Raw genomic sequence first — 19046 nt, 5'->3', positions numbered from 1 at the left:
GGACCTTCACCAGCAATGACCGACGAGAACACTCCCGTCACGCCTGAGGACGACGGCCTGGCCCTGCGCGTCGAGCCCGTCGGGCTCGAGACGGAGATGCAGCGTTCGTACCTCGACTACGCGATGTCCGTCATCGTCTCGCGTGCGCTGCCGGACGTCCGGGACGGCCTCAAGCCCGTCCACCGCCGCGTCCTGTACGCCATGTACGACGGCGGCTACCGTCCCGAGCGCGGCTTCTACAAGTGCGCGCGCGTGGTCGGCGACGTCATGGGTAACTACCACCCCCACGGCGACTCCTCGATCTACGACGCCCTGGTCCGCCTCGCCCAGCCGTGGTCGATGCGCATGCCGCTCGTCGACTCCAACGGCAACTTCGGCTCGCCGGGCAACGACCCGGCGGCGGCCATGCGCTACACCGAGTGCAAGATGGCGCCGCTGTCGATGGAGATGGTCCGCGACATCGACGAGGAGACCGTCGACTTCACGGACAACTACGACGGCCGCTCCCAGGAGCCGACCGTCCTGCCGGCCCGTTTCCCGAACCTGCTGATCAACGGCTCGGCGGGCATCGCGGTCGGAATGGCGACCAACATCCCGCCGCACAACCTGCGCGAGGTCGCGTCCGGCGCCCAGTGGTACCTGGAGAACCCGGAAGCCTCCCACGAGGAGCTCCTGGACGCGCTCATCGAGCGCATCAAGGGCCCCGATTTCCCGACCGGCGCCCTCGTGGTCGGCCGTAAGGGCATCGAGGAGGCGTACCGCACCGGCCGCGGCTCCATCACCATGCGTGCCGTCGTCGAGGTCGAAGAGATCCAGAACCGCCAGTGCCTGGTGGTCACGGAGCTGCCGTACCAGACCAACCCCGACAACCTCGCGCAGAAGATCGCCGACCTGGTGAAGGACGGCAAGATCGGCGGCATCGCCGATGTCCGCGACGAGACCAGCTCCCGTACCGGTCAGCGTCTCGTCATCGTGCTCAAGAGGGACGCGGTCGCCAAGGTCGTACTGAACAACCTCTACAAGCACACGGACCTGCAGACGAACTTCGGCGCCAACATGCTGGCGCTCGTCGACGGCGTCCCGCGCACGCTCTCCCTGGACGCGTTCATCCGCCACTGGGTGACGCACCAGATCGAGGTCATCGTCCGTCGTACGAAGTTCCGCCTGCGCAAGGCGGAGGAGCGGGCGCACATCCTGCGCGGCCTGCTGAAGGCCCTGGACGCCATCGACGAGGTCATCGCGCTGATCCGGCGCAGCGACACCGTCGACATCGCGCGCACGGGCCTGATGGAGCTCCTGGAGATCGACGAGATCCAGGCCAACGCCATCCTCGAGATGCAGCTGCGCCGACTGGCCGCCCTGGAGCGCCAGAAGATCGTCCAGGAGCACGACGAACTCCAGGCGAAGATCACCGAGTACAACGAGATCCTCGCCTCGCCGGTCCGCCAGCGCGGCATCGTCAGCGCGGAACTCGCCGCGATCGTCGAGAAGTATGGCGACGACCGCAAGACCATGCTGGTCCCCTACGACGGTGACATGTCCATCGAGGACCTCATCGCCGAAGAGGACATCGTGGTCACGGTCTCGCGCGGCGGTTACGTCAAGCGCACCAAGACCGTCGACTACCGGGCGCAGAAGCGCGGCGGCAAGGGCGTACGGGGCACGAAGCTCAAGGAAGACGACATCGTCGACCACTTCTTCGTCTCGACGACCCACCACTGGCTGCTGTTCTTCACGAACAAGGGCCGCGTCTACCGGGCGAAGGCGTACGAGCTCCCCGACGCCGGCCGTGACGCGCGCGGGCAGCACGTCGCGAACCTGCTCGCCTTCCAGCCGGACGAGGCGATCGCCGAGATCCTCGCGATCCGCGACTACGAGGCCGTGCCGTACCTGGTGCTCGCCACGAAGGCGGGTCTGGTGAAGAAGACGCCTCTGAAGGATTACGATTCGCCGCGCTCCGGTGGTGTGATCGCGATCAACCTTCGGGAAACGGCGGACGGTTCCGACGACGAACTGATCGGTGCCGAACTCGTCTCGGCCGACGACGATCTGCTTCTGATCAGCAAGAAGGCACAGTCGATCAGGTTCACCGCCACCGACGAGTCACTGCGTCCCATGGGCCGCGCCACCTCGGGTGTCAAGGGCATGAGCTTCCGCGAGGGAGACGAGCTCCTCTCGATGAATGTTGTTCGACCCGGTACGTTCGTGTTCACTGCCACCGACGGCGGGTACGCGAAGCGGACTCCCGTCGACGAGTACCGCGTCCAGGGTCGCGGCGGCCTCGGCATCAAGGCCGCCAAGATCGTCGAGGATCGCGGATCGCTCGTCGGTGCGCTGGTGGTCGAGGAGGCCGACGAGATCCTCGCCATCACGCTGGGCGGCGGTGTGATTCGTACGCGAGTCAACGGGGTCAGGGAGACGGGCCGTGACACCATGGGCGTCCAACTGATCAACCTGGGCAAGCGCGATGCCGTCGTCGGTATCGCACGTAACGCCGAGGCGGGACGCGAGGCGGAGGAGGTCGACGGCGACATCGTCGTCGACGAGATCGCCGAGGGTGCCGCGACCACCGGCACGGACGAGGGTGAAATGCCCTCGGCCGAGTAGCACGAGGAGAGAGTCATCGTGAGCGGAGCCACGGGCGCCGGATCGTCCGGTACCTCGACCGGTTCTACAGCCGGTTCGGAGACGGGCGGCGGCCGTGGCTCCGCCGCGCCTGCGAACGACCCGCACACCACCCAGCTGAAGGCGATCAAGTCGCCCGCGAAGGGCTCGCCCTCGCCCGATGCACCTGGATCCCAGGGGGGACCCGTGACGGACACCCGAGGCTCGCAGACCCAGCAGTACGCGGCGGGCTCGGCCGCTCCGGGCGCCCAGCCCCAGCCGCAGCCCTCAGGGGCGCAGCAGGCGGCCTCCGCGACGTCCACGTCGCCGCTGCCCGGGGAACGGCAGCCGCAGCAGTCCGCCGGGCCTTACCACCCGCCGCAGGCCTACCAGACGCCCGCCCCGGAGAGCGCGGTACGCCGGCCGCGCACCGGTGCCCGTACGACGCCCCGCACCCGCAAGGCGCGCCTGCGCGTGGCCAAGGCCGACCCGTGGTCGGTCATGAAGGTCAGCTTCCTGCTCTCCATCGCGCTGGGCATCTGCACGATCGTCGCGTCCGCGGTGCTCTGGATGGTCATGGACGCCATGGGCGTCTTCTCGACGGTCGGCGGCACGATCTCCGAGGCCACCGGCTCGAACGAGTCGAACGGCTTCGACCTGCAGGCCTTCCTTTCGCTGCCGCACGTCCTGATGTTCACGTCGATCATCGCGGTCATCGACGTCGTCCTCGCGACGGCGCTGGCGACCCTCGGCGCGTTCATCTACAACCTCTCCGCCGGCTTCGTGGGCGGCGTCGAGCTGACGCTCGCGGAGGACGAGTGACCGTTGCCGCCCCAGGGTGGCTTCAAAGGCGGCTTCAAACCTCTCCTGACGGTCCCCCGACAACCGATTTTGGGACTGCCCACGTCGTGCGCTAATCTTCAGGAGTCAGCGCGCGGGACACACCGCAGAGCGCGGCGGGGCTATAGCTCAGTTGGTTAGAGCGCATCCCTGATAAGGATGAGGCCACAGGTTCAAATCCTGTTAGCCCCACCAGCGAAAAGGCCACCCCCTCACATGAGGGGGTGGCCTTTTGCCGTAGCCCGATTGTCAGTGCCGGATGAGAGCCTGGCTGCATGATCGTCGAACGGGCATACGCGCATGTTGCCGAGGGCGAGCTGGGGGAAGGCAGCCAGTGGCCCTGGTCGGTGCCGTGCGTGCGGCAGCTGCTGGAGGGCGGCCTGAAGTTCACCGCGCCGGTCACGTTCCTCGTGGGGGAGAACGGCTCGGGCAAGTCGACCCTCGTGGAGGCGCTGGCGGAGGGCTTCGGCCTGGACTCCTGGGGCGGATCCGCGGGCTACAAGTACGCGAGCTGGCGTGAGCCGTCGGCGCTGGGCGGGCGGATCCGGTTCGAGCCGACGCCGGCCGGTCGGCGCATGCTGCAGGGGCCTCGTACGCGCCGCAGAGGTTTCTTCCTGCGGGCGGAGACGGCGCTGGACGCGCTGGACCGTGAGCAGAAGACGGGAAGGCTGTCCGGGGCCGCGGACGAGATGAGCCACGGCGAGGGCTTTCTGATGGCCTTCCGCGAGCGGTTTCAGGAGCCGGGGCTGTACGTCATGGACGAGCCCGAGGCTGCGCTGTCCTTCGCTTCTTGTCTTCAACTCGTGGGTCTGCTGTATGAATTGGGGCGTTCCGGCGCACAGATCATCTGCGCGACGCACTCACCCGTGCTGACGGCGCTGCCTGGCGCCGAGATCATCGAGGTGGGTGACCACGGAATGCGTCCCGCCGGCTGGCGGGATCTGGAGCTCGTCGACCACTGGCGGCGCTATCTCAACGATCCATGGGCCTATCTCCGGCACATCGTCGATGAGAGGTGAGCACGCCGTGGCGCTTACGGGATGGTGCGCGTTGGGGCAAGGGGTGACGGCTCGGGGTGGGCCGTCGGTTCAGCGCTGGTGTGGCACGAGGGGCTGCGTCGGGGGGCCGGCGTGGACGCATTCTCGGGGGGCCGAGGGGGGCGTCGCCGCTTCTGTCTCCGTCAGCGGTCGGTGCCGGCAGCTGGGGGTCTTGCCGTGGGCCTCGGCTCTGATGCGCTGCTTCATCGTGGGGGGCAGCGCTCTGGCGTAGGACCACGCCCAGTTCGGCATCGCAGGCACCGTCAGCTCCGCGCTGCGGTCGCTGTCGTCGCTGCCGCTCTTGCGTGACGTCTCGGTGTGCGGCACCGCCGCAGCGCTGGTCGATGTGACAAAGCCGAGCGCTGTGCACAGCGCGAGGAAGGCGGTGACGATGGCCGTCCACAGGTTCATGACCTTGTTCCTGGTCATGGCCCCTCACTTTCGGGTTGGGCGATTTGCGTACTTTCCTCATGATGTGTATGGGGGCCGAGAAGTCATGGACCGACGCCCATGACGCGTCGATCTTCAGATGAACACCACTCGAATGGGCGCAAGAGACGGGAAGAGTGCCGAAAGCCGGAGGAAGAGGCGCGAAGTCACCGTCTGTCGGGGTGTGATCACCCTCCGATCGGAGCGATGTCATCCGCTTCTACTGCGCTGTTCCGGAGGGCAGTTGAGCCCCGACTCAGGTCACCGATCGATATCGGTCGGTGTGTATAGTCGGGCGCCAGAGGTCCCCTACGTCAAGGAAAGACGAGGTCGCGCGGTGAAGAAGCTTCTCCTGGTCGCACTGGCCGCCATCGGCGGGCTCCTCGTGTACCGCCAGATCCAGGCGGATCGCGCCGAGCAGGATCTGTGGACGGAGGCGACTGACTCCGTGCCCACGGGTTCGTGAGTCACCACTTCGGAATCTGAACAGACCCCGGCCGCCGTTGCGGTCGGGGTTTTGTGTGCTCGGGTTGCGGGAGTCGCCGTGAGGCCTTAGAGCCGGGCGTATCGGACAGTCGTACGGATTGCGTGGGTGCCGAGCTGCCGGGCTGGGCAGGATGGGCGAGTCCATGGTCCGGTGGCGGCGAGGGGTGGCGCGTGATGAGGCGGCGGCGTACGGCGTGGTGGCGCCGCGCGGGGGTGCGGCGAGGTGCGTGGGTGCGGAGCGATGCGAACCCGCCTCGCGGTCACTCCTCGGCACGCGCGCGTATGGCCGTCGGAGGGGCACTGCTGCTGTGCGCGACCGCCGCACTGCCGAGCGGGGCGGCTTTCGCGGCCGGCACGCCCAGCCCGTACGCCTTCGCGCCGGACGCCCGGCCCGTCGCGGGTGCGACAGGCACCGCGGATGCCGTACGCCTCACACCCGGAGCGACGTACAAGAGCTCCCTCCCGAGCGACGGGAAGATCTACTACCGCCTCGACCTCGACGCCACCTCCGACACCTACGTCTCCGCGACCGCGATCCCCGCCCCCGGCAGCACTGTCTCCGCGAGCGACGGCATCAGGGTCTCCGTGCAGGACGCCGACGGCCGCTCCTGCTCCTTTGGAACCGAGACCTTCCGCGTCGTCCACAGCCCACGGCCCATCGCGGCGTGGGCGGCCCGTGAGATCTCCGCCAACACGTCTCGCTGCGAGAGCGCGGGCACCTACTACGCGGTCGTCGAGCGCGTCGGTACGGCGAGTTCCGCGCCGGACACCTGGGACCTGGAGCTCTTCGCCACCTCCGAGCCGTCCCTGGAGCAGACCGGCGCGACGAGTGCCCCCGAGGCGTGGGACTCCGCCTCACCCGCCCCGCTCACGGGCGAGGGTGTGCGCCGCGAGGGCGGCTCCGGCTTCGCCTCGGCGGTGTCCGTCGGCGAGGGGGTCTGGAGTGCCGACATCGAGCCCGGCCGGACGCTTTTCTACAAGGTGCCGCTGACCTGGGGACGCCAGCTGTACGCCACCGCCGAACTGGGCAGCTCGGCCGACGGTGACGGCATCGCGGTCGGTGCCCTCGACCTCTCGCTCTACAACCCGGCACGCGGCCTCGTCGACGACGCGAGCACCAACTACGACGGCAGTCAGAAGGCCGTCGAGATCGATCCCCTGCCGCCGGTCGCGTACGAGAACCGGTACGCCGTGCCCGACCGGCTCAGCGGCATGCGATTCGCCGGTTCCTACTACCTCGTGGTGCACCTTGCGGCCGACGTGGCCGAGAAGTACGGCGACGGGCCGCTCCCGCTGACGCTGCGTGTGCGGGTGGGGGGTTCGGCCGAGTCGGGTCCCGGTTATGCGGGGGAGTCCGAGCCGCCAGGCGTCTTTCAGGTTGGTGGAGGCGATCCGGGAGCGGCTGCCGAGAGCGGGGCCGGGGGCGACGGTGACGCTGCGATGACCCTGCTCGCGGTGGGTGGGATCGGGGCGGGGACTGTGGTGCTGGTGGTGCTGGGGGTGTGGATGGTGGTGGCTCGGCGGAGGGTTGGGGCCCTGTAGGGCGGGTGGGCCCGTAGGGCGCGGGGTGAGGCTCGGGCTGTGGGTTCGACGGCCACTGGGTGGGTCCGTGGCGGGTGAAGGCCGGCGGGGCCGGGGTGCCGACCGGTGACTTTAGGTGTCTCAGCGGCCTCAGCGGCCTGAGCGGCCTCAACGGACTCAGATGCGAGTCAGTGCCCAGAAACCCACGGCGTAACAGGCCAGCGCCAGCAGCAGGAGCGGGATCGCCACCTTGGCGGGTGGGCCGGGGCGGCGCGCGACGCGGTGGGCTGAGCGGCGGGTGGCGCGGTGGCCGCCGCGGCGGTGCGGCTGCGGAACTGGGGGCGCCGAAGGTGGAACCTGTGGGCTCTGAGCGGTGTACGAAGCAGTAGAGGCATCGACGCGTTGGTGTTGCACCGGCGTCGGGGGCTGAGACGGGTACTGCGGTGTGTGCGGGTGGGGGGAGGACAGGACGTGGGTGGTGTCGTAGGGGGAGGCGTGGGGCGCGTGATGCTGCGCGCCGTGGTGTGCCTGGCCGGTCTCTCGCTGGCCTTGTGCCCGGCCGGGCTCGCCCTGGACCTGGCCCTGTGCGTGACTGTGGCCCTGTGCGTGACCGTGGCTCTGTGCTGGGTGGGGCTGCGGCGGGGGCGGTTGAGTCCGGAGGGAGGACGACGTGTCCTGAGGAGGTGGCAGGTGGAAGCTGCCGGTGTCCGACATGGTGAGGCGTCCGTCTTGCCCGGCCCTTTCGCTTCCGTCCCCGGGTGGGGACTGGGATGGCGTGACGTCCGAAGCCGAAGCCGAAGCCGGGGTCGAAGCCGAAGCCGAAGCCGGGGTCGGAGTGGGAGTGGGACTCGGAGTCCGGGTCGGTCCGGCCACGCCTTGGCGTGGATCGCTCGGGGCCGTGCCCGAGCCGGTGCCGTTGCCGGCGGCCACGTGTCCGGTGCCGCTCGCCACCGAACCGGTGCCGGTAGGCGTGGACACAGAGCCGGTGTTGGCCGTCCCTACAGAGCTCGAGGTCGTGCCCGCGCCGTACTGGCGCGAGCCCCCCGTGCTCTCCTCGACGCCGGGTGCCCGTTTGAACGGCCCGTCCGGCCCGAACCCCGGTGGCAGGGGCCCGATTTGGTCGAAGATCTCGATGAGCTCGTCGTCGGGGCCGGGCTCCGGAAGGAGTTCGGCGGCCGATGCGAGGGCCTTGCGCGCCCCAGTGGCTGTGCGGAACCGCGCGTGTGGATCCGGCTGCAGCAGCGAGGCCACCACCTGCCACAGCGGTTCGGGAATGCCCTTGGGCGCACCGGGAGTTCCGTGCGCGGTGAAGTACTGGACGAGCGCCTTGACGTCGGGCTTGGCGCCCTCCAGCAGATACAGGGCGACCAGTCCTACGGCGAACAGGTCGGCCGGGAAGTCCGGTTCAGAGCCCATGAGTTGCTCGGGCGCGAGATAGCCGGGCGTTCCCACCACGAGGTTGGTCTCGGTCAGGCGCGGCTCTCCGAGCCGCATGGCGATGCCGAAGTCGGACAGACGCAGCCGCGGGCGGGCGGTGCCGGTTGCTTCGAGGAGCAGGTTGGCGGGCTTGATGTCGCGGTGGACGACGCCCTCCGCGTGCACCGCGGCCAGCCCCGCGAGGAGCTGGTCGAGGAGTGTGCAGACCAAGGAGGGCGGCAAGGGACCGTAGTCGCCGATGAGATGGACCAGCGAACCGCCGGCCACCAGGTCCATGGTGAACAGGACCTTGTCGTCATCGGCCGCCCAGCTGGCGGGCGCGAGCACATGGGGGTGATCGATCCGGAGGGCCTGTTCGCGGACGAACCGCAGCAGCGAGTGCGCGTCGCTCTGCTGCAGCACCTTGGCGGCCACATACCGGCGGCGGCGGTGGTCCCAGGCACGCCAGACGGCGCCGACGCCTCCGCGTCCGATCGGGTCGACCAGTTCGTACCGGCCGGCGAAGACCTCACCCATGGCTGTGCGTCGCTCCTCCCCCTTCGACTACCCCCCTGCTTCCCCCTCGACGAGCGATACGACTCCCCCTCCGCCGACTCCCCTTCTCGCCCAGCCACGGCGAGAGACACTCCCGCGGCTTCCTGGTACCCGTTCGTGCCCGCTCCGGACATAGGCCGTCGGCCCGGTTGCCGAACCCCCTTCGGTAACCGGGCCTCCGGGTCAGTTCTGGTGGGACTGGTAGTGCGTGACCGCGTCGGAGGTCCGGCCGGCGCCGTACACCCGGAGGAACTCTGCCAGTTCCGGGTGGGTGGGGGCGAGGGTGTCCGCGGCGTCGATGATGTCCCCGGCGGCCGCCACCGACCGCAGCAGGGACTGGATCTCACGGACCACCCGCTTGACCGTGGGCGCACCCGAACTGCTCGTGGTCTGCGTCGTGTTGCTCAGCACCGAACCCCCCTGCGACTTCTTGATCTCTTCCATGCGCTCGGTGGCCTCCGCCGCGCTCACGCTGCCGTCCGCGACCTGCCCCGCCAGGTCCTGCAGCAGCTGCACCCGCTGGACCACGGCGGGATTGCCGATCTTCGCCCGCTGGCCGCTCATCAGCTGCGACAGCATCGGTGCGGACAGTCCCAGTACCCCCGCGAGACGAGCCTGGTTGAGACCAAGATCGTCGATGAGCTTACGGAAGAGCGTCCCCAGCGGCTCCCCGTACCAGTTCCGCTGCAGATCCCGCGCTCTTGCGGTGGCTTCCTGCTGTGCGGCGTCCATTGCGTCTCCCCATCGCTTCCCCAAAACCGCGGTTCGCTGTAGCGAACCACGCCGAGCATCTTACGGAGAGTGGTCGTTCATCGGGACCCCCAATCTTTTTGCGAGATACGGGGGGCGAACCGGTACTCTGGTCTGCGGCGCCCGCCGGTACGTGGTTCTTCCGGTTGGTTGCTCCCCTTCCGGGGCCTTAGCTCAGTTGGTAGAGCGCTGTCTTTGCATGGCAGATGTCAGGGGTTCGACTCCCCTAGGCTCCACACTCCGGACCGGTCAGATGCCTCGTTGCCTCTGGCCGGTTTTTGTATGCCCTGGTCTCCGGTGGACCCTCCGGTGGACCCGATCTCCTGAGTGACGTGTGTCACGTGACGGTCGGGTGAGGTCGTTGCAGACGTTTGCGCAAATACGTGGGAGGGGTGGAGCCCCCGAGGTCGGTGCGCAGGTGGCGGACGTGGCGCCAGGGTGGCGGGCTCGAGTGCTGAGGCCGTGTGTGAGCTGGCGTGAACGTGATGGCGTAATCAGAAGGATGCGCTCCGTTAAGAAAATCTGTGCGGGACTTGCACACACGGGCCGTTGCAAACGTCATCGTGGGCGGAGGGCGTAAACACACGCCGTCCCGAGGCCCACCGGGGGTGCTGAGCGGCCTCGCCTTGCATCAGGAAGGCACAACAGCACAGTGACGATGGACATTGCCGGTGAGGTGATCCTGGCGGCGCTCGCCCTACGGGTGTTCGGCCGGGACGCGGTCGTTCTGTTGCGTCGGCTGGCCGCGGCCGGAGTACGGGCGGGCATCAGCGAGATGCGGCGCGACCTTCCCGAGGGCGCCAACAGCCCACGCCACGAGGGGCAGGCGTCGTGAGTCAGGACCTGCCGAGCCAAGCCTCTCGCGCCCCGCGCATGAAGAAACTGCCGCTGGACTTCGAGGCCTTCCACCAGATGTACCGGCCGCTGTACGTCAACTGGGCCAAGTCCAGGCTGGGTAACTGGCACGACGCCGAGGAAGCCGTCGACGCCGCCTTCGAGCAGTTGCTGAAGGCGTGGAGCACCGTGCTGTCCAAGGAGAACCCCGCCGCGTATGCCTGGCGTGTGCTCAAGAACAGCACCATCGACCACTCCCGCACCCGCGACCGCCGCCCGGCACTCATCGGCGAGGCCTTCGAGACCGTGGCGCTGGACCGGGCCGTGGACCCCATCAGCCAACTCGAGGAAAGCCTCAACCTCTACGCGGAGATCGGCCAGCTGCCGCCGCGTCAGATGGACGTGGTCCTTCTGCACTTCGGGCTCGGCTACAGCGCGGTCGAGATAGCCGCCGCTCTCGGTATCACCCCGGCCGGCGTGCGCTCCACCGTCCGCCACGCCAAACGGCGCCTCCAGCACGCGTACGGCGTGAACAAGAGCCTCGCGGAATCCCGTACTGACGCCGAGCCCTGTACGGGCGCGGAAGGACTGGCCGAGGAAGGGAATGCACAGGAAGGGAATGCCGATGACATCGCCGATTGACGAACTGCTCGGCCGGGCCCGCCTCCTCCGTCCGCCCTACGCCAAGGCAGCCATAGAGGCGGCGGCCGTACGTCTGTCCGCGTGCGCCGCCTCCTTCCTGCACCCCGCCGACCCGAACCCGGCAGACGTCATCACCGGCCAGGCCCCGCCGATCGCGCAGGGCCAGGCTCCTCCGGCCGACGAACGCTCTGCCGCCGACGACCTTCAGACCCTCTGCGAGACGGTCATCACCCACGCCGACGCCCTCGCTGATCTCGAGGAGTTCCTCGCCCGAGCCCTGCCCCAGCCGCCAGGAGCCCGTGTCCTCGGCTGCATGCTTCAGCTCTGTGCGCGGGAGGAGTCGGCACGCTTCTGGTGGCAGTACGCCGCGGGCGCCGGCGACTCCGCCGCCAGCTACTGCCTCTATCTGCACCACCGCTCCCTGGGCGAACCAGGAGTCGCCGACTGGTGGCAGACCCAGCACGCGCGGTACGCCCGCAGCGTCCGGCCCGAGGCGGACGACCCGCACGGCGAGGGCACCGCCGGTGCGGACGCCGCCCTCCGTATCGAGGACTCCGGCCCCGAGCCGGAGGACGAGATCAGCACCACCCTCCGCGTGCTGCGCGCCCTCAAGCCCGACTGCCCACCCGTCCCCGACCCCGTCAGCGCCGTGCTGCACTACATCCCCGCCGCCGTTGCCTACGTGGACGATGACCTGGACCTGCCACTGCCGGACCCCGACTTCACCGACCGAATACGCGCCCTCGCCACGCCGGCACCGGTGGTGCAGGACACCGCGGGGCGTGGCCGCAGACTCGCCCCCCTGCCATCGCGCCGGCGGACGTGACCGGCGTTTCACGTGAAACAACGCCGTGGGGCGGGAGACCCTCAAGTCTCCCGCCCCACGGCGCAGTTCAACATTGCAGCCGAAGCTGGACCTTCATATCGCCGGCCTTCGTATCACCGGCCTTCACGTGACCGGTCTCGTCTCGCAGGCCTTCGTCCTACCGGCCGTCGTCGCGCCGGGCGGCCTCCTCCTCGGCTTCCTTCGCCTCGACCTCGGGATCGAGGACGGACTTGCCGCTGCCGTCCACCGAAGTGAGACGGTTCGACTCGGGGACCTCGGTCGCGGCGGGAGGCTCGACCAGCCAGTCCGGGTTGGCCTGCTTGTCCCACCACTTCCACGCGGCGAACGCTCCGCCCGCGAGGGCGCCGAGCAGCGCCAGCACCTTCAAGGCACGGCCGGCGCTGGCACGCCGCTCGTGCTTGCGAACGAGCTTCTCGATCTCCTTCGGTGAGACCTGACCGCGCAGCGCGGCCACAGCGGCCAGACCGCGCGCGGTGGCCTCATCCCTGACGGGTCCGGCCGCGGCAACTGCCTGCTCGAGCCTCGGACGGGAGTAGTCGGCGGCCTGCCGGGCAGCCTTACGGGTACGGACGGCGGCTTCATGCGCGGCGTTGTCGACGCCCGGCGGCACATGAGCCAGTGCCTGCTCCAAGCGCGGCGCGACATGCACGCCGTACTGCAGGCGGGCCTGGGCGCGGGCCTGCTCGGTGGCCTGCGTCACCTTCGGCGCGAGCCGTACGCGTGCCTCGTGTGCGTAGTGTGCGGCCCTGTCCTTGGCGGTGTCGGCGTAGGGCGCCACCACTTCCGCGGCGTGCAGCACGCTGTCCTTCGCCGAGCCGGTCGCGGCGCGCACGCTGTCGATGCGGGTCACGGGTTCCTCCTCCACGGTGGCGTACGGTAATTCGACTTTCCACACTTTTACGGATCATGCCTGTCAGAACGCTGCGCGGCATGTGAGGGCGGGCATTTGGGTGCCGATGAGCTTGATCAAGTGCAATAACGGACCAATGCGGGGCAACGGTGGCTTGTCGTCGACAATGCCACGGTTCTCCGCGTCGCGCCCCCGCCACGGACCGACTCGTCGGCTTTTCTGCAAGCAATCCGCCCGGTTGCGTACCGGTGAACGACTGCCGGGGGACGGATGTCGCCGCACGTGCGAGGATCGTGGGGTCACAGGAAGACAACGGAAGGCAGATCGTGGCCGAGCAGCTCTACGCCACCCTGAAGACCAACCAAGGCGACATCGAGGTCCGGCTCCTCCCGAACCACGCGCCGATCACGGTCAAGAACTTCGTCGAACTCGCCAAGGGCGAGCGTGAGTGGACGAACCCCACCACCGGTGAGAAGTCCACGGCCAAGCTCTACGACGGCACGGTCTTCCACCGGGTCATCAGCGGCTTCATGATCCAGGGCGGTGACCCCCTGGGCAACGGCACCGGCGGCCCCGGCTACCAGTTCCAGGACGAGTTCCACCCGGACCTCGCCTTCGACAAGCCGTACCTGCTGGCCATGGCCAACGCCGGACCGGGCACCAACGGCTCGCAGTTCTTCGTCACGGTCTCCCCGACGACCTGGCTGAACCGCAAGCACACCATCTTCGGCGAGGTCACCGACCCGGCCAGCCAGAAGGTCGTCGACGCCATCGCCGGCGTCCAGACCAACCCGCGCACCGACCGCCCGGTCAGCGACGTCGTCATCGAGTCGGTCGTCGTCGAGACCCGCGAGGGCTGAGTCCGACACGTCCCGCAGGGAACCAATCGCCCCGCTCGTCCGTAAGGATGAGCGGGGCGATGTATGAGGACGTGCATCGCGTACGACGACCTAGGGGACCCTCATGGACCAGCCGGCAGGTAGCCCGCAGGACGCGCAGAGCCTGCCCGGCTGCTACCGCCACCCGGACCGCGAGACCGGCATCCGCTGCACCCGTTGCGAGCGCCCCATCTGCCCCGAATGCATGGTCAGCGCCTCCGTCGGCTTCCAGTGCCCCGACTGCGTCCGCGGCGGCTCCGGCACCGGACACGCCCCTGACGCCGCGCGCCCCCGCACCATCGCAGGCGGCAGCATCGTCGCCGACCCGCGCCTGCTGACGAAGATCCTCATCGGGATCAACCTCGCAATTTTCATCGCCGTACAGACCAGCACCGCGTTCCTGAACGACATCGTCCTCATCGGCACCTGGCCCCCCGCCCCCTTCTACCCCACCCAGGGAGTCGCCGAAGGTGAGTGGTACCGCCTGGTGACCTCGATGTTCACGCATGAGGCCATCTGGCACTTCGCCTTCAACATGCTCAGCCTGTGGTGGCTCGGCGGCCCCCTCGAAGCGGCCCTCGGCCGTGCCCGCTACATCACGCTCTACGTCTGCTCAGGCCTCGCGGGCAGCGCCCTGGCCTATCTGCTGGCCTCCCCGACGACGGCCACGCTCGGCGCCTCCGGTGCCATCTTCGGTCTCTTCGGCGCGACAGCAGTCCTTATGCGGCGCCTCAACTACGACCTGCGACCGATCATCGCGCTGCTGGCGATCAACCTGATCTTCACCTTCGCCCCAGGATTCAACATCTCCTGGCAGGCCCACATCGGCGGCCTCGTCGCCGGCGTCATCATCGGGTACGCCATGGTTCACGCCCCCCGCGAGCGTCGGGCGCTGGTGCAGTACGGCACATGCGCGCTTGTCCTGGCCGCGGTGGTCCTGATGACCGTACTGAGAACGCTCCAGCTCACCTGAGCCGTGCCGTTATCCACGTGAGCGGCACCGTTGTCCACAGCGTGTGGCGGATCTTGTGCGCACGGTGTGGGAACAGCTTCGCCCCCTGTCCAAGCCCTACGTTTCCGCAGGTCAGACAGGTGGCGTACGTGCGTTCGAGAAGCCTTCGGGTGACCGGTGTGGCTGTCATACCGGCGTCAACGTCCGATGGGTTATCCACAGATCGTCGTCTTTTCCCCAGTCAGCTTGTGGAAATTGCTGCAAGGCTGTGGATAACTCAGCGGATGGCCCTGGGCAGAGCTTCGTTCACCGCGAAGTGGCCGCCGCGTCGGCTGCCGCTCAGGCTGTCGCCTCGACCGCTACTTCCACTGAGTGGAGACGCCGAAGCCGGCGGCGATGAAGCCGAAGCCCACGACGATGTTCCAGTTGCCCAGCGCGTCGAGGGGCAGCGAACCGTCGGTCACATAGAAAACGACGATCCAGGCGAGGCCAATGAGGAACATGGCCAGCATGACGGGCGCGACCCAGGCGCGGCTGTTCAGCTTGATCGCGGTCGTCTGCTTCGACGGCGGCGGCGTGTAGTCGGCCTTCTTGCGGATACGTGACTTCGGCACGAGGGTCTCTCCTGTCGATGCGCTGCGTGGCCGCGCAGGGAACTGTGGCTGGCTCGGGGCAGCGTACAAGGGGACTCTGATTGCTCCCCCGGGCGTCCGTTAGCGTAGTGCTTCCGCGGCGCCGAAGGAGATAAGGGTACGTTGAGCAATTCTGCCGACTCCCCCGGGGCGGGATCCAGCCCTGTACGCGGCCGATTCCGGCCGGTGCGGGTGCTGACCGCGGCCGTCTTCGCTCTCGCCGGGCTCATTTTCTTCACCAGTTTCAACACGGCCAAGGGCACCAATATCCGCACGGACGCCTCGCTGCTGAAGCTCTCGGACCTGATCCACGAGCGCAGCCACAAGAACGGCCAGCTGGGCGAGTCCAACGCGGCCCTGCAGGACGACGTGGAGGCCCTGGCCGAGCGCGACGACGGCAGCACCAAGGCCGAGGACGACAAGCTGGCGGCCCTGGAGCAGAACGCGGGGACGCAGAAGCTGACGGGCGAGGCGATCTCGGTCACGCTCAACGACGCCCCGCCGGACGCCACCGCCAAGCTCCCGGGCTATCCCGAGCCGCAGCCCGACTACCTGGTCATTCACCAGCAGGACCTCCAGGCCGTGGTGAACGCGCTGTGGCAGAGCGGTGCCAAGGGCATCAAGGTCATGGACCAGCGGCTGATCTCCACCAGTGCGGTCCGCTGCGTCGGCAACACCCTGATCCTCCAGGGCCGGGTCTACTCACCGCCGTACAAGATCACGGCGGTCGGTGATCCCGAGAAGATGCAGCAGGCGCTCGCGGCCTCGGCGGCGATTCAGAACTACATGGTGTACGTCAATGTCTACGGCCTCGGCTGGAAAGTCACCGAGGACGGGACGGTGACTCTGCCGGGTTACTCGGGCACAGTGGATCTGCAGTACGCCAAGCCCGTGGAGTGAGTGAGCCCCTTTCTGGAGCTGCCGGTGCGTGTCGTCGTCAGGACCGTCAGCGAACTGTGCATCACCGCCGGCACCGTGATCGTCCTTTTCGTCGTCTATGTCCTGTTCTGGACCGGTGTGAAGGCCGACAACGTCATGGACGACCAGATCGATCAGTTACAGGACCAGTGGGCGCAGGGGGCGGTACGCCCGAGGCCCGCGGCCCCCGGAGGTTCGGCGAGTCCGGGCGCCGCCACGACTCCGGGCGCGACCACGAGTCCGCCGAAGCCCGCCCCGTACACCGCGGACAAACCCTTCGCGATCATGTACATCCCGCGCCTTGGTTTCACGTGGAACAAGCCCGTGCTCGAGGGCACCGCCACCAAGACCCTCAAGAAGGGCCTCGGCCACTACGCGAACACCGCCCAGCTCGGTCAGAAGGGCAACTTCTCGGTCGCCGGCCACCGGCGCACGTACGGCGACCCCTTCAAGGACTTCCCGAGGCTGCGGGCCGGCGACGCGGTGGTGCTGACGGACGGGACGACCTGGTTCACGTATCGGATCGACAAAGGCCCCTACAAAACCGTGCCCACCGACATTGAGGTGATTGACCCTGTGCCCCGTAAGTCGGGGTACACGCGTGAAGGCCGCTATCTGACCCTGACCACGTGCGATCCGGAGTGGGGGCACAGTCACCGGCTGATCGTGTGGGCCCATCTCGACTCCACCCAGCCTGTGGAGGCCGGGAAACCGGAGGCGTTGCGCCGTTAGTCTGGTGGCTGTACGGCGTGAGTCTGGTGCCGTGGTGCGACGGAAGGGACGGCATGTACGGCTGGATCTGGCGGCATCTGCCGGGGAACGCGTGGGTGAGGGCGCTGCTCTCGCTCGCTCTGGTCGTGGCCGTGGTCTACGTCCTGTTCAACTACGTCTTCCCGTGGGCCGAACCGCTCCTGCCCTTCAACGATGTGACGGTGGACAACCAGTGAGCGCGCGCATTCTCGTCGTGGACAACTACGACAGCTTCGTCTTCAACCTGGTCCAGTACCTCTACCAGCTGGGCGCCGAGTGCGAGGTCCTGCGCAACGACGAGGTGTCGACGGCACACGCGCAGGACGGCTTCGACGGCGTCCTGCTGTCGCCCGGCCCGGGCACGCCCGAGGAGGCCGGCGTCTGCGTCGAGATGGTGCGCCACTGCGCCTCGACGGGGGTGCCCGTCTTCGGCGTCTGCCTCGGCATGCAGTCGATGCAGGTGGCGTACGGCGGTGTCGTCGACCGTGCGCCCGAGCTGCTGCACGGGAAGACCTCGCTGGTCGAGCACGGGGGCAAGGGCGTCTTCGCGGGCCTGCCGACGCCCTTCACCGCGACCCGCTACCACTCGCTGGCCGCCGAGCCGCAGACGGTGCCGGCCGACCTCGAGGTCACCGCACGGACGCACGACGGCATCATCATGGGCCTGCGCCACCGTGAACTTCCCGTCGAGGGCGTGCAGTTCCACCCCGAGTCCGTGCTGACCGAGCACGGGCACCGGATGCTGGCCAACTGGCTGGTGGAGTGCGGCGACCAGGGCGCGGTGGCGAGGTCGACGGGGCTCGCCCCGGTGGTGGGCAGGGCCACGGCGTGACCGCGCTGCGCCCCGAGCGCGAGTCCGGCGCCACGTACGGGGAGTCCTTCACGGACTCCTACGGCGGCGCCGGCGACCAGGGCACCTCGTACGGGCAGCAGCCGTACGGGGCGTCGGGTGGTGCGCTCGGGGAGCGGTACGGCGGGGAGAGCCACGTCACTCAGGGGCAGGGCGCCGAGGCTTATGGCGCCGACGGCTACGGCGGCGGATACACCTACGGCACCGACGGGTACGGCACGCAGAACCCCGGCACCGAGGGCTACGGCGCCGAGGGAGCCGCCGCGGCCCGACAGTCGTACCAGGAACCGTACGCAGAGCCGTACATACCGCCCCCGGACGACGAGACGGTGGCCCTGCGGGTAGCTGATCCGCCGCCTCTCGGCCGCCGTGTATCGGCTTCTGCCGCCTCCTCTGCAGCTTCCGCCACAGGAACCCCAACAGGCGGCCGTGCGGCCCGCAGAAAGGCCGCCAAGCGGCGTCACGGGCGCCATGGTGGCTCACACGCGGCGTCGGAGCCCGCCGAGACGGGCTCGGAATCCTCGCAGGCCCCCCTCTCGCGCCTGGAGGCCCGCAGACAGGCAAGGGCACGCAAGCCCAGCGCGGGCGTCCTCGCCAGCCGGGCGATCGGCGAGGTCTTCATCACCACCGGCGTGCTGATGCTGCTGTTCGTCAGCTACCAGTTGTGGTGGACGAACGTCCGCGCGCACGCCCAGGCGGACAAGGAAGCCAGCAGCCTCCAGGACGACTGGGCGAACGGCAAGCGCAACCCGGGAACCTTCCAGCCGGGGCAGGGTTTCGCCATCCTGCACATCCCGAAGCTGGACGTGGTCGTCCCGATCGCCGAAGGCATCAGCAACAAGAAGGTGCTCGACCGGGGCATGGTCGGCCACTACGCCGAGGGCAAGCTGAAGACGGCGATGCCCGATGCCAAGACCGGCAACTTCGCGCTCGCCGGGCACCGCAACACCCATGGTGAACCGTTCCGGTACATCAACCGGCTCGCACAGGGCGACGCGATGGTCGTGGAGACGCAGGACAAGTACTACGTCTACAAGATGGCGTCGATCCTGCCGGTGACGTCGCCGAGCAACGTGAGCGTGCTGGATCCGGTTCCGCCGGGGTCGGGCTTCACCGGGCCGGGCCGCTACATCACACTCACCACGTGTACGCCGGAGTTCACCAGCAAGTACCGGATGATCGTCTGGGGCAAGATGGTCGAGGAACGGCCGCGCAGCAAGGGCAAGCCGGATGCGCTCGTCAGTTAAGGGCAGAT

General features: G+C 68.5%; 20 protein-coding genes and 2 tRNA genes. 17 read left to right on the top strand and 5 right to left on the bottom strand.

The window, feature by feature from the left end; genetic code table 11:
• Positions 1-15 precede the first annotated feature (15 nt).
• From gyrA to ACZ7M7_RS27860, 4 genes are all read left to right on the top strand, one after another.
• Positions 16-2607, top strand: coding sequence for a DNA gyrase subunit A (gene gyrA, locus ACZ7M7_RS27875; protein WP_383608317.1), 2592 nt, complete (start codon positions 16-18; stop codon positions 2605-2607).
• A gap of 18 nt (positions 2608-2625) precedes the next feature.
• Positions 2626-3426, top strand: a complete 801-nt coding sequence (locus tag ACZ7M7_RS27870) for a DUF3566 domain-containing protein (RefSeq protein ID WP_472121298.1) — start codon at positions 2626-2628, stop codon at positions 3424-3426.
• 136 nt (positions 3427-3562) lie between these two features.
• Positions 3563-3639, top strand: a tRNA-Ile gene (locus tag ACZ7M7_RS27865).
• An 80-nt stretch (positions 3640-3719) separates the two neighbouring features.
• On the top strand, positions 3720-4463 hold the full coding sequence (locus ACZ7M7_RS27860) for an AAA family ATPase (RefSeq protein ID WP_383628845.1): 744 nt from the start codon (positions 3720-3722) through the stop codon (positions 4461-4463).
• A gap of 69 nt (positions 4464-4532) precedes the next feature.
• On the opposite strand, the gene ACZ7M7_RS27855 is transcribed toward ACZ7M7_RS27860, so the two are convergent.
• Positions 4533-4910, bottom strand: coding sequence for a DUF6344 domain-containing protein (locus tag ACZ7M7_RS27855; RefSeq protein ID WP_383608325.1), 378 nt, complete (start codon positions 4908-4910; stop codon positions 4533-4535).
• Positions 4911-5247: 337 nt separating this feature from the next.
• Between ACZ7M7_RS27855 and ACZ7M7_RS27850 the strand changes: the two genes are divergently transcribed.
• Together ACZ7M7_RS27850 and ACZ7M7_RS27845 are read left to right on the top strand one after the other, a co-directional pair.
• Complete coding sequence (locus ACZ7M7_RS27850; RefSeq protein ID WP_003999697.1) at positions 5248-5376, top strand: DLW-39 family protein; 129 nt, start codon at positions 5248-5250, stop codon at positions 5374-5376.
• A 251-nt stretch (positions 5377-5627) separates the two neighbouring features.
• Positions 5628-6938 carry a hypothetical protein gene (locus ACZ7M7_RS27845; protein ID WP_472121290.1) on the top strand — a complete coding sequence of 437 codons (1311 nt, stop codon included), beginning with the start codon at positions 5628-5630 and terminating at the stop codon, positions 6936-6938.
• Between the two features lie 156 nt (positions 6939-7094).
• Here the strand turns inward: ACZ7M7_RS27845 and ACZ7M7_RS27840 are convergent, their stop codons facing one another.
• Both ACZ7M7_RS27840 and ACZ7M7_RS27835 read right to left on the bottom strand, forming a co-directional pair.
• On the bottom strand, positions 7095-8870 hold the full coding sequence (locus ACZ7M7_RS27840) for a serine/threonine-protein kinase (RefSeq protein WP_472121286.1): 1776 nt from the start codon (positions 8868-8870) through the stop codon (positions 7095-7097).
• Between the two features lie 201 nt (positions 8871-9071).
• On the bottom strand, positions 9072-9620 hold the full coding sequence (locus ACZ7M7_RS27835) for a DNA-binding protein (RefSeq protein WP_328880513.1): 549 nt from the start codon (positions 9618-9620) through the stop codon (positions 9072-9074).
• Positions 9621-9801: 181 nt separating this feature from the next.
• Here ACZ7M7_RS27835 and ACZ7M7_RS27830 point away from each other — a divergent pair.
• From ACZ7M7_RS27830 to ACZ7M7_RS27815, 4 genes are all read left to right on the top strand, one after another.
• A tRNA-Ala gene (locus ACZ7M7_RS27830) sits at positions 9802-9874 on the top strand.
• Positions 9875-10290: 416 nt separating this feature from the next.
• Entirely contained in the window at positions 10291-10473 is a 183-nt protein-coding gene (locus tag ACZ7M7_RS27825) for a hypothetical protein (protein ID WP_383629054.1), read from the top strand.
• On the top strand, positions 10470-11114 hold the full coding sequence (locus tag ACZ7M7_RS27820) for an RNA polymerase sigma factor (RefSeq protein ID WP_451169067.1): 645 nt from the start codon (positions 10470-10472) through the stop codon (positions 11112-11114). The genes ACZ7M7_RS27825 and ACZ7M7_RS27820 overlap by 4 nt, the downstream gene beginning before the upstream one ends.
• The gene (locus ACZ7M7_RS27815) at positions 11098-11940 is read left to right on the top strand and encodes a hypothetical protein (RefSeq protein ID WP_472121281.1); all 843 of its coding nucleotides are present in this window, start codon (positions 11098-11100) and stop codon (positions 11938-11940) included. The genes ACZ7M7_RS27820 and ACZ7M7_RS27815 overlap by 17 nt, the downstream gene beginning before the upstream one ends.
• A 157-nt stretch (positions 11941-12097) precedes the next feature.
• Here the strand turns inward: ACZ7M7_RS27815 and ACZ7M7_RS27810 are convergent, their stop codons facing one another.
• On the bottom strand, positions 12098-12811 hold the full coding sequence (locus ACZ7M7_RS27810) for a DUF5324 family protein (protein WP_472121278.1): 714 nt from the start codon (positions 12809-12811) through the stop codon (positions 12098-12100).
• Between the two features lie 326 nt (positions 12812-13137).
• Between ACZ7M7_RS27810 and ACZ7M7_RS27805 the strand changes: the two genes are divergently transcribed.
• Complete coding sequence (locus tag ACZ7M7_RS27805; protein ID WP_453821268.1) at positions 13138-13671, top strand: peptidylprolyl isomerase; 534 nt, start codon at positions 13138-13140, stop codon at positions 13669-13671.
• 103 nt (positions 13672-13774) lie between these two features.
• Positions 13775-14662, top strand: coding sequence for a rhomboid family intramembrane serine protease (locus ACZ7M7_RS27800; RefSeq protein ID WP_472121271.1), 888 nt, complete (start codon positions 13775-13777; stop codon positions 14660-14662).
• 338 nt (positions 14663-15000) lie between these two features.
• Here the strand turns inward: ACZ7M7_RS27800 and crgA are convergent, their stop codons facing one another.
• The gene (gene crgA, locus ACZ7M7_RS27795) at positions 15001-15255 is read right to left on the bottom strand and encodes a cell division protein CrgA (protein ID WP_328425900.1); all 255 of its coding nucleotides are present in this window, start codon (positions 15253-15255) and stop codon (positions 15001-15003) included.
• 141 nt (positions 15256-15396) lie between these two features.
• Here crgA and ACZ7M7_RS27790 point away from each other — a divergent pair, with 141 nt between their 5' ends.
• Genes ACZ7M7_RS27790 through ACZ7M7_RS27770 form a run of 5 tightly spaced genes read left to right on the top strand, consistent with a single transcriptional unit; the run spans position 15397 to position 19038 of the window.
• Positions 15397-16173 (top strand): DUF881 domain-containing protein, encoded by a 777-nt coding sequence (locus tag ACZ7M7_RS27790; RefSeq protein WP_383608349.1) that lies wholly within the window; start codon positions 15397-15399, stop codon positions 16171-16173.
• Between the two features lie 24 nt (positions 16174-16197).
• Entirely contained in the window at positions 16198-16923 is a 726-nt protein-coding gene (locus ACZ7M7_RS27785; RefSeq protein ID WP_383629046.1) for a class E sortase, read from the top strand.
• 17 nt (positions 16924-16940) lie between these two features.
• Positions 16941-17138 (top strand): hypothetical protein, encoded by a 198-nt coding sequence (locus ACZ7M7_RS27780; RefSeq protein ID WP_164905044.1) that lies wholly within the window; start codon positions 16941-16943, stop codon positions 17136-17138.
• The gene (locus ACZ7M7_RS27775) at positions 17135-17773 is read left to right on the top strand and encodes an aminodeoxychorismate/anthranilate synthase component II (RefSeq protein WP_383608351.1); all 639 of its coding nucleotides are present in this window, start codon (positions 17135-17137) and stop codon (positions 17771-17773) included. Before ACZ7M7_RS27780 ends, ACZ7M7_RS27775 begins: the two co-directional genes overlap by 4 nt.
• Positions 17770-19038: a class E sortase gene (locus ACZ7M7_RS27770; RefSeq protein WP_472121262.1), complete on the top strand. Its 1269-nt coding sequence runs from the start codon at positions 17770-17772 to the stop codon at positions 19036-19038. The genes ACZ7M7_RS27775 and ACZ7M7_RS27770 overlap by 4 nt, the downstream gene beginning before the upstream one ends.
• The last annotated feature ends 8 nt before the right edge of the window (positions 19039-19046 follow it).

This window comes from Streptomyces sp. NPDC111606 (genome assembly GCF_055656945.1).
Note: the sequence above shows the minus strand (reverse complement) of the source record. Positions and strands in the feature narration are given on the sequence as shown.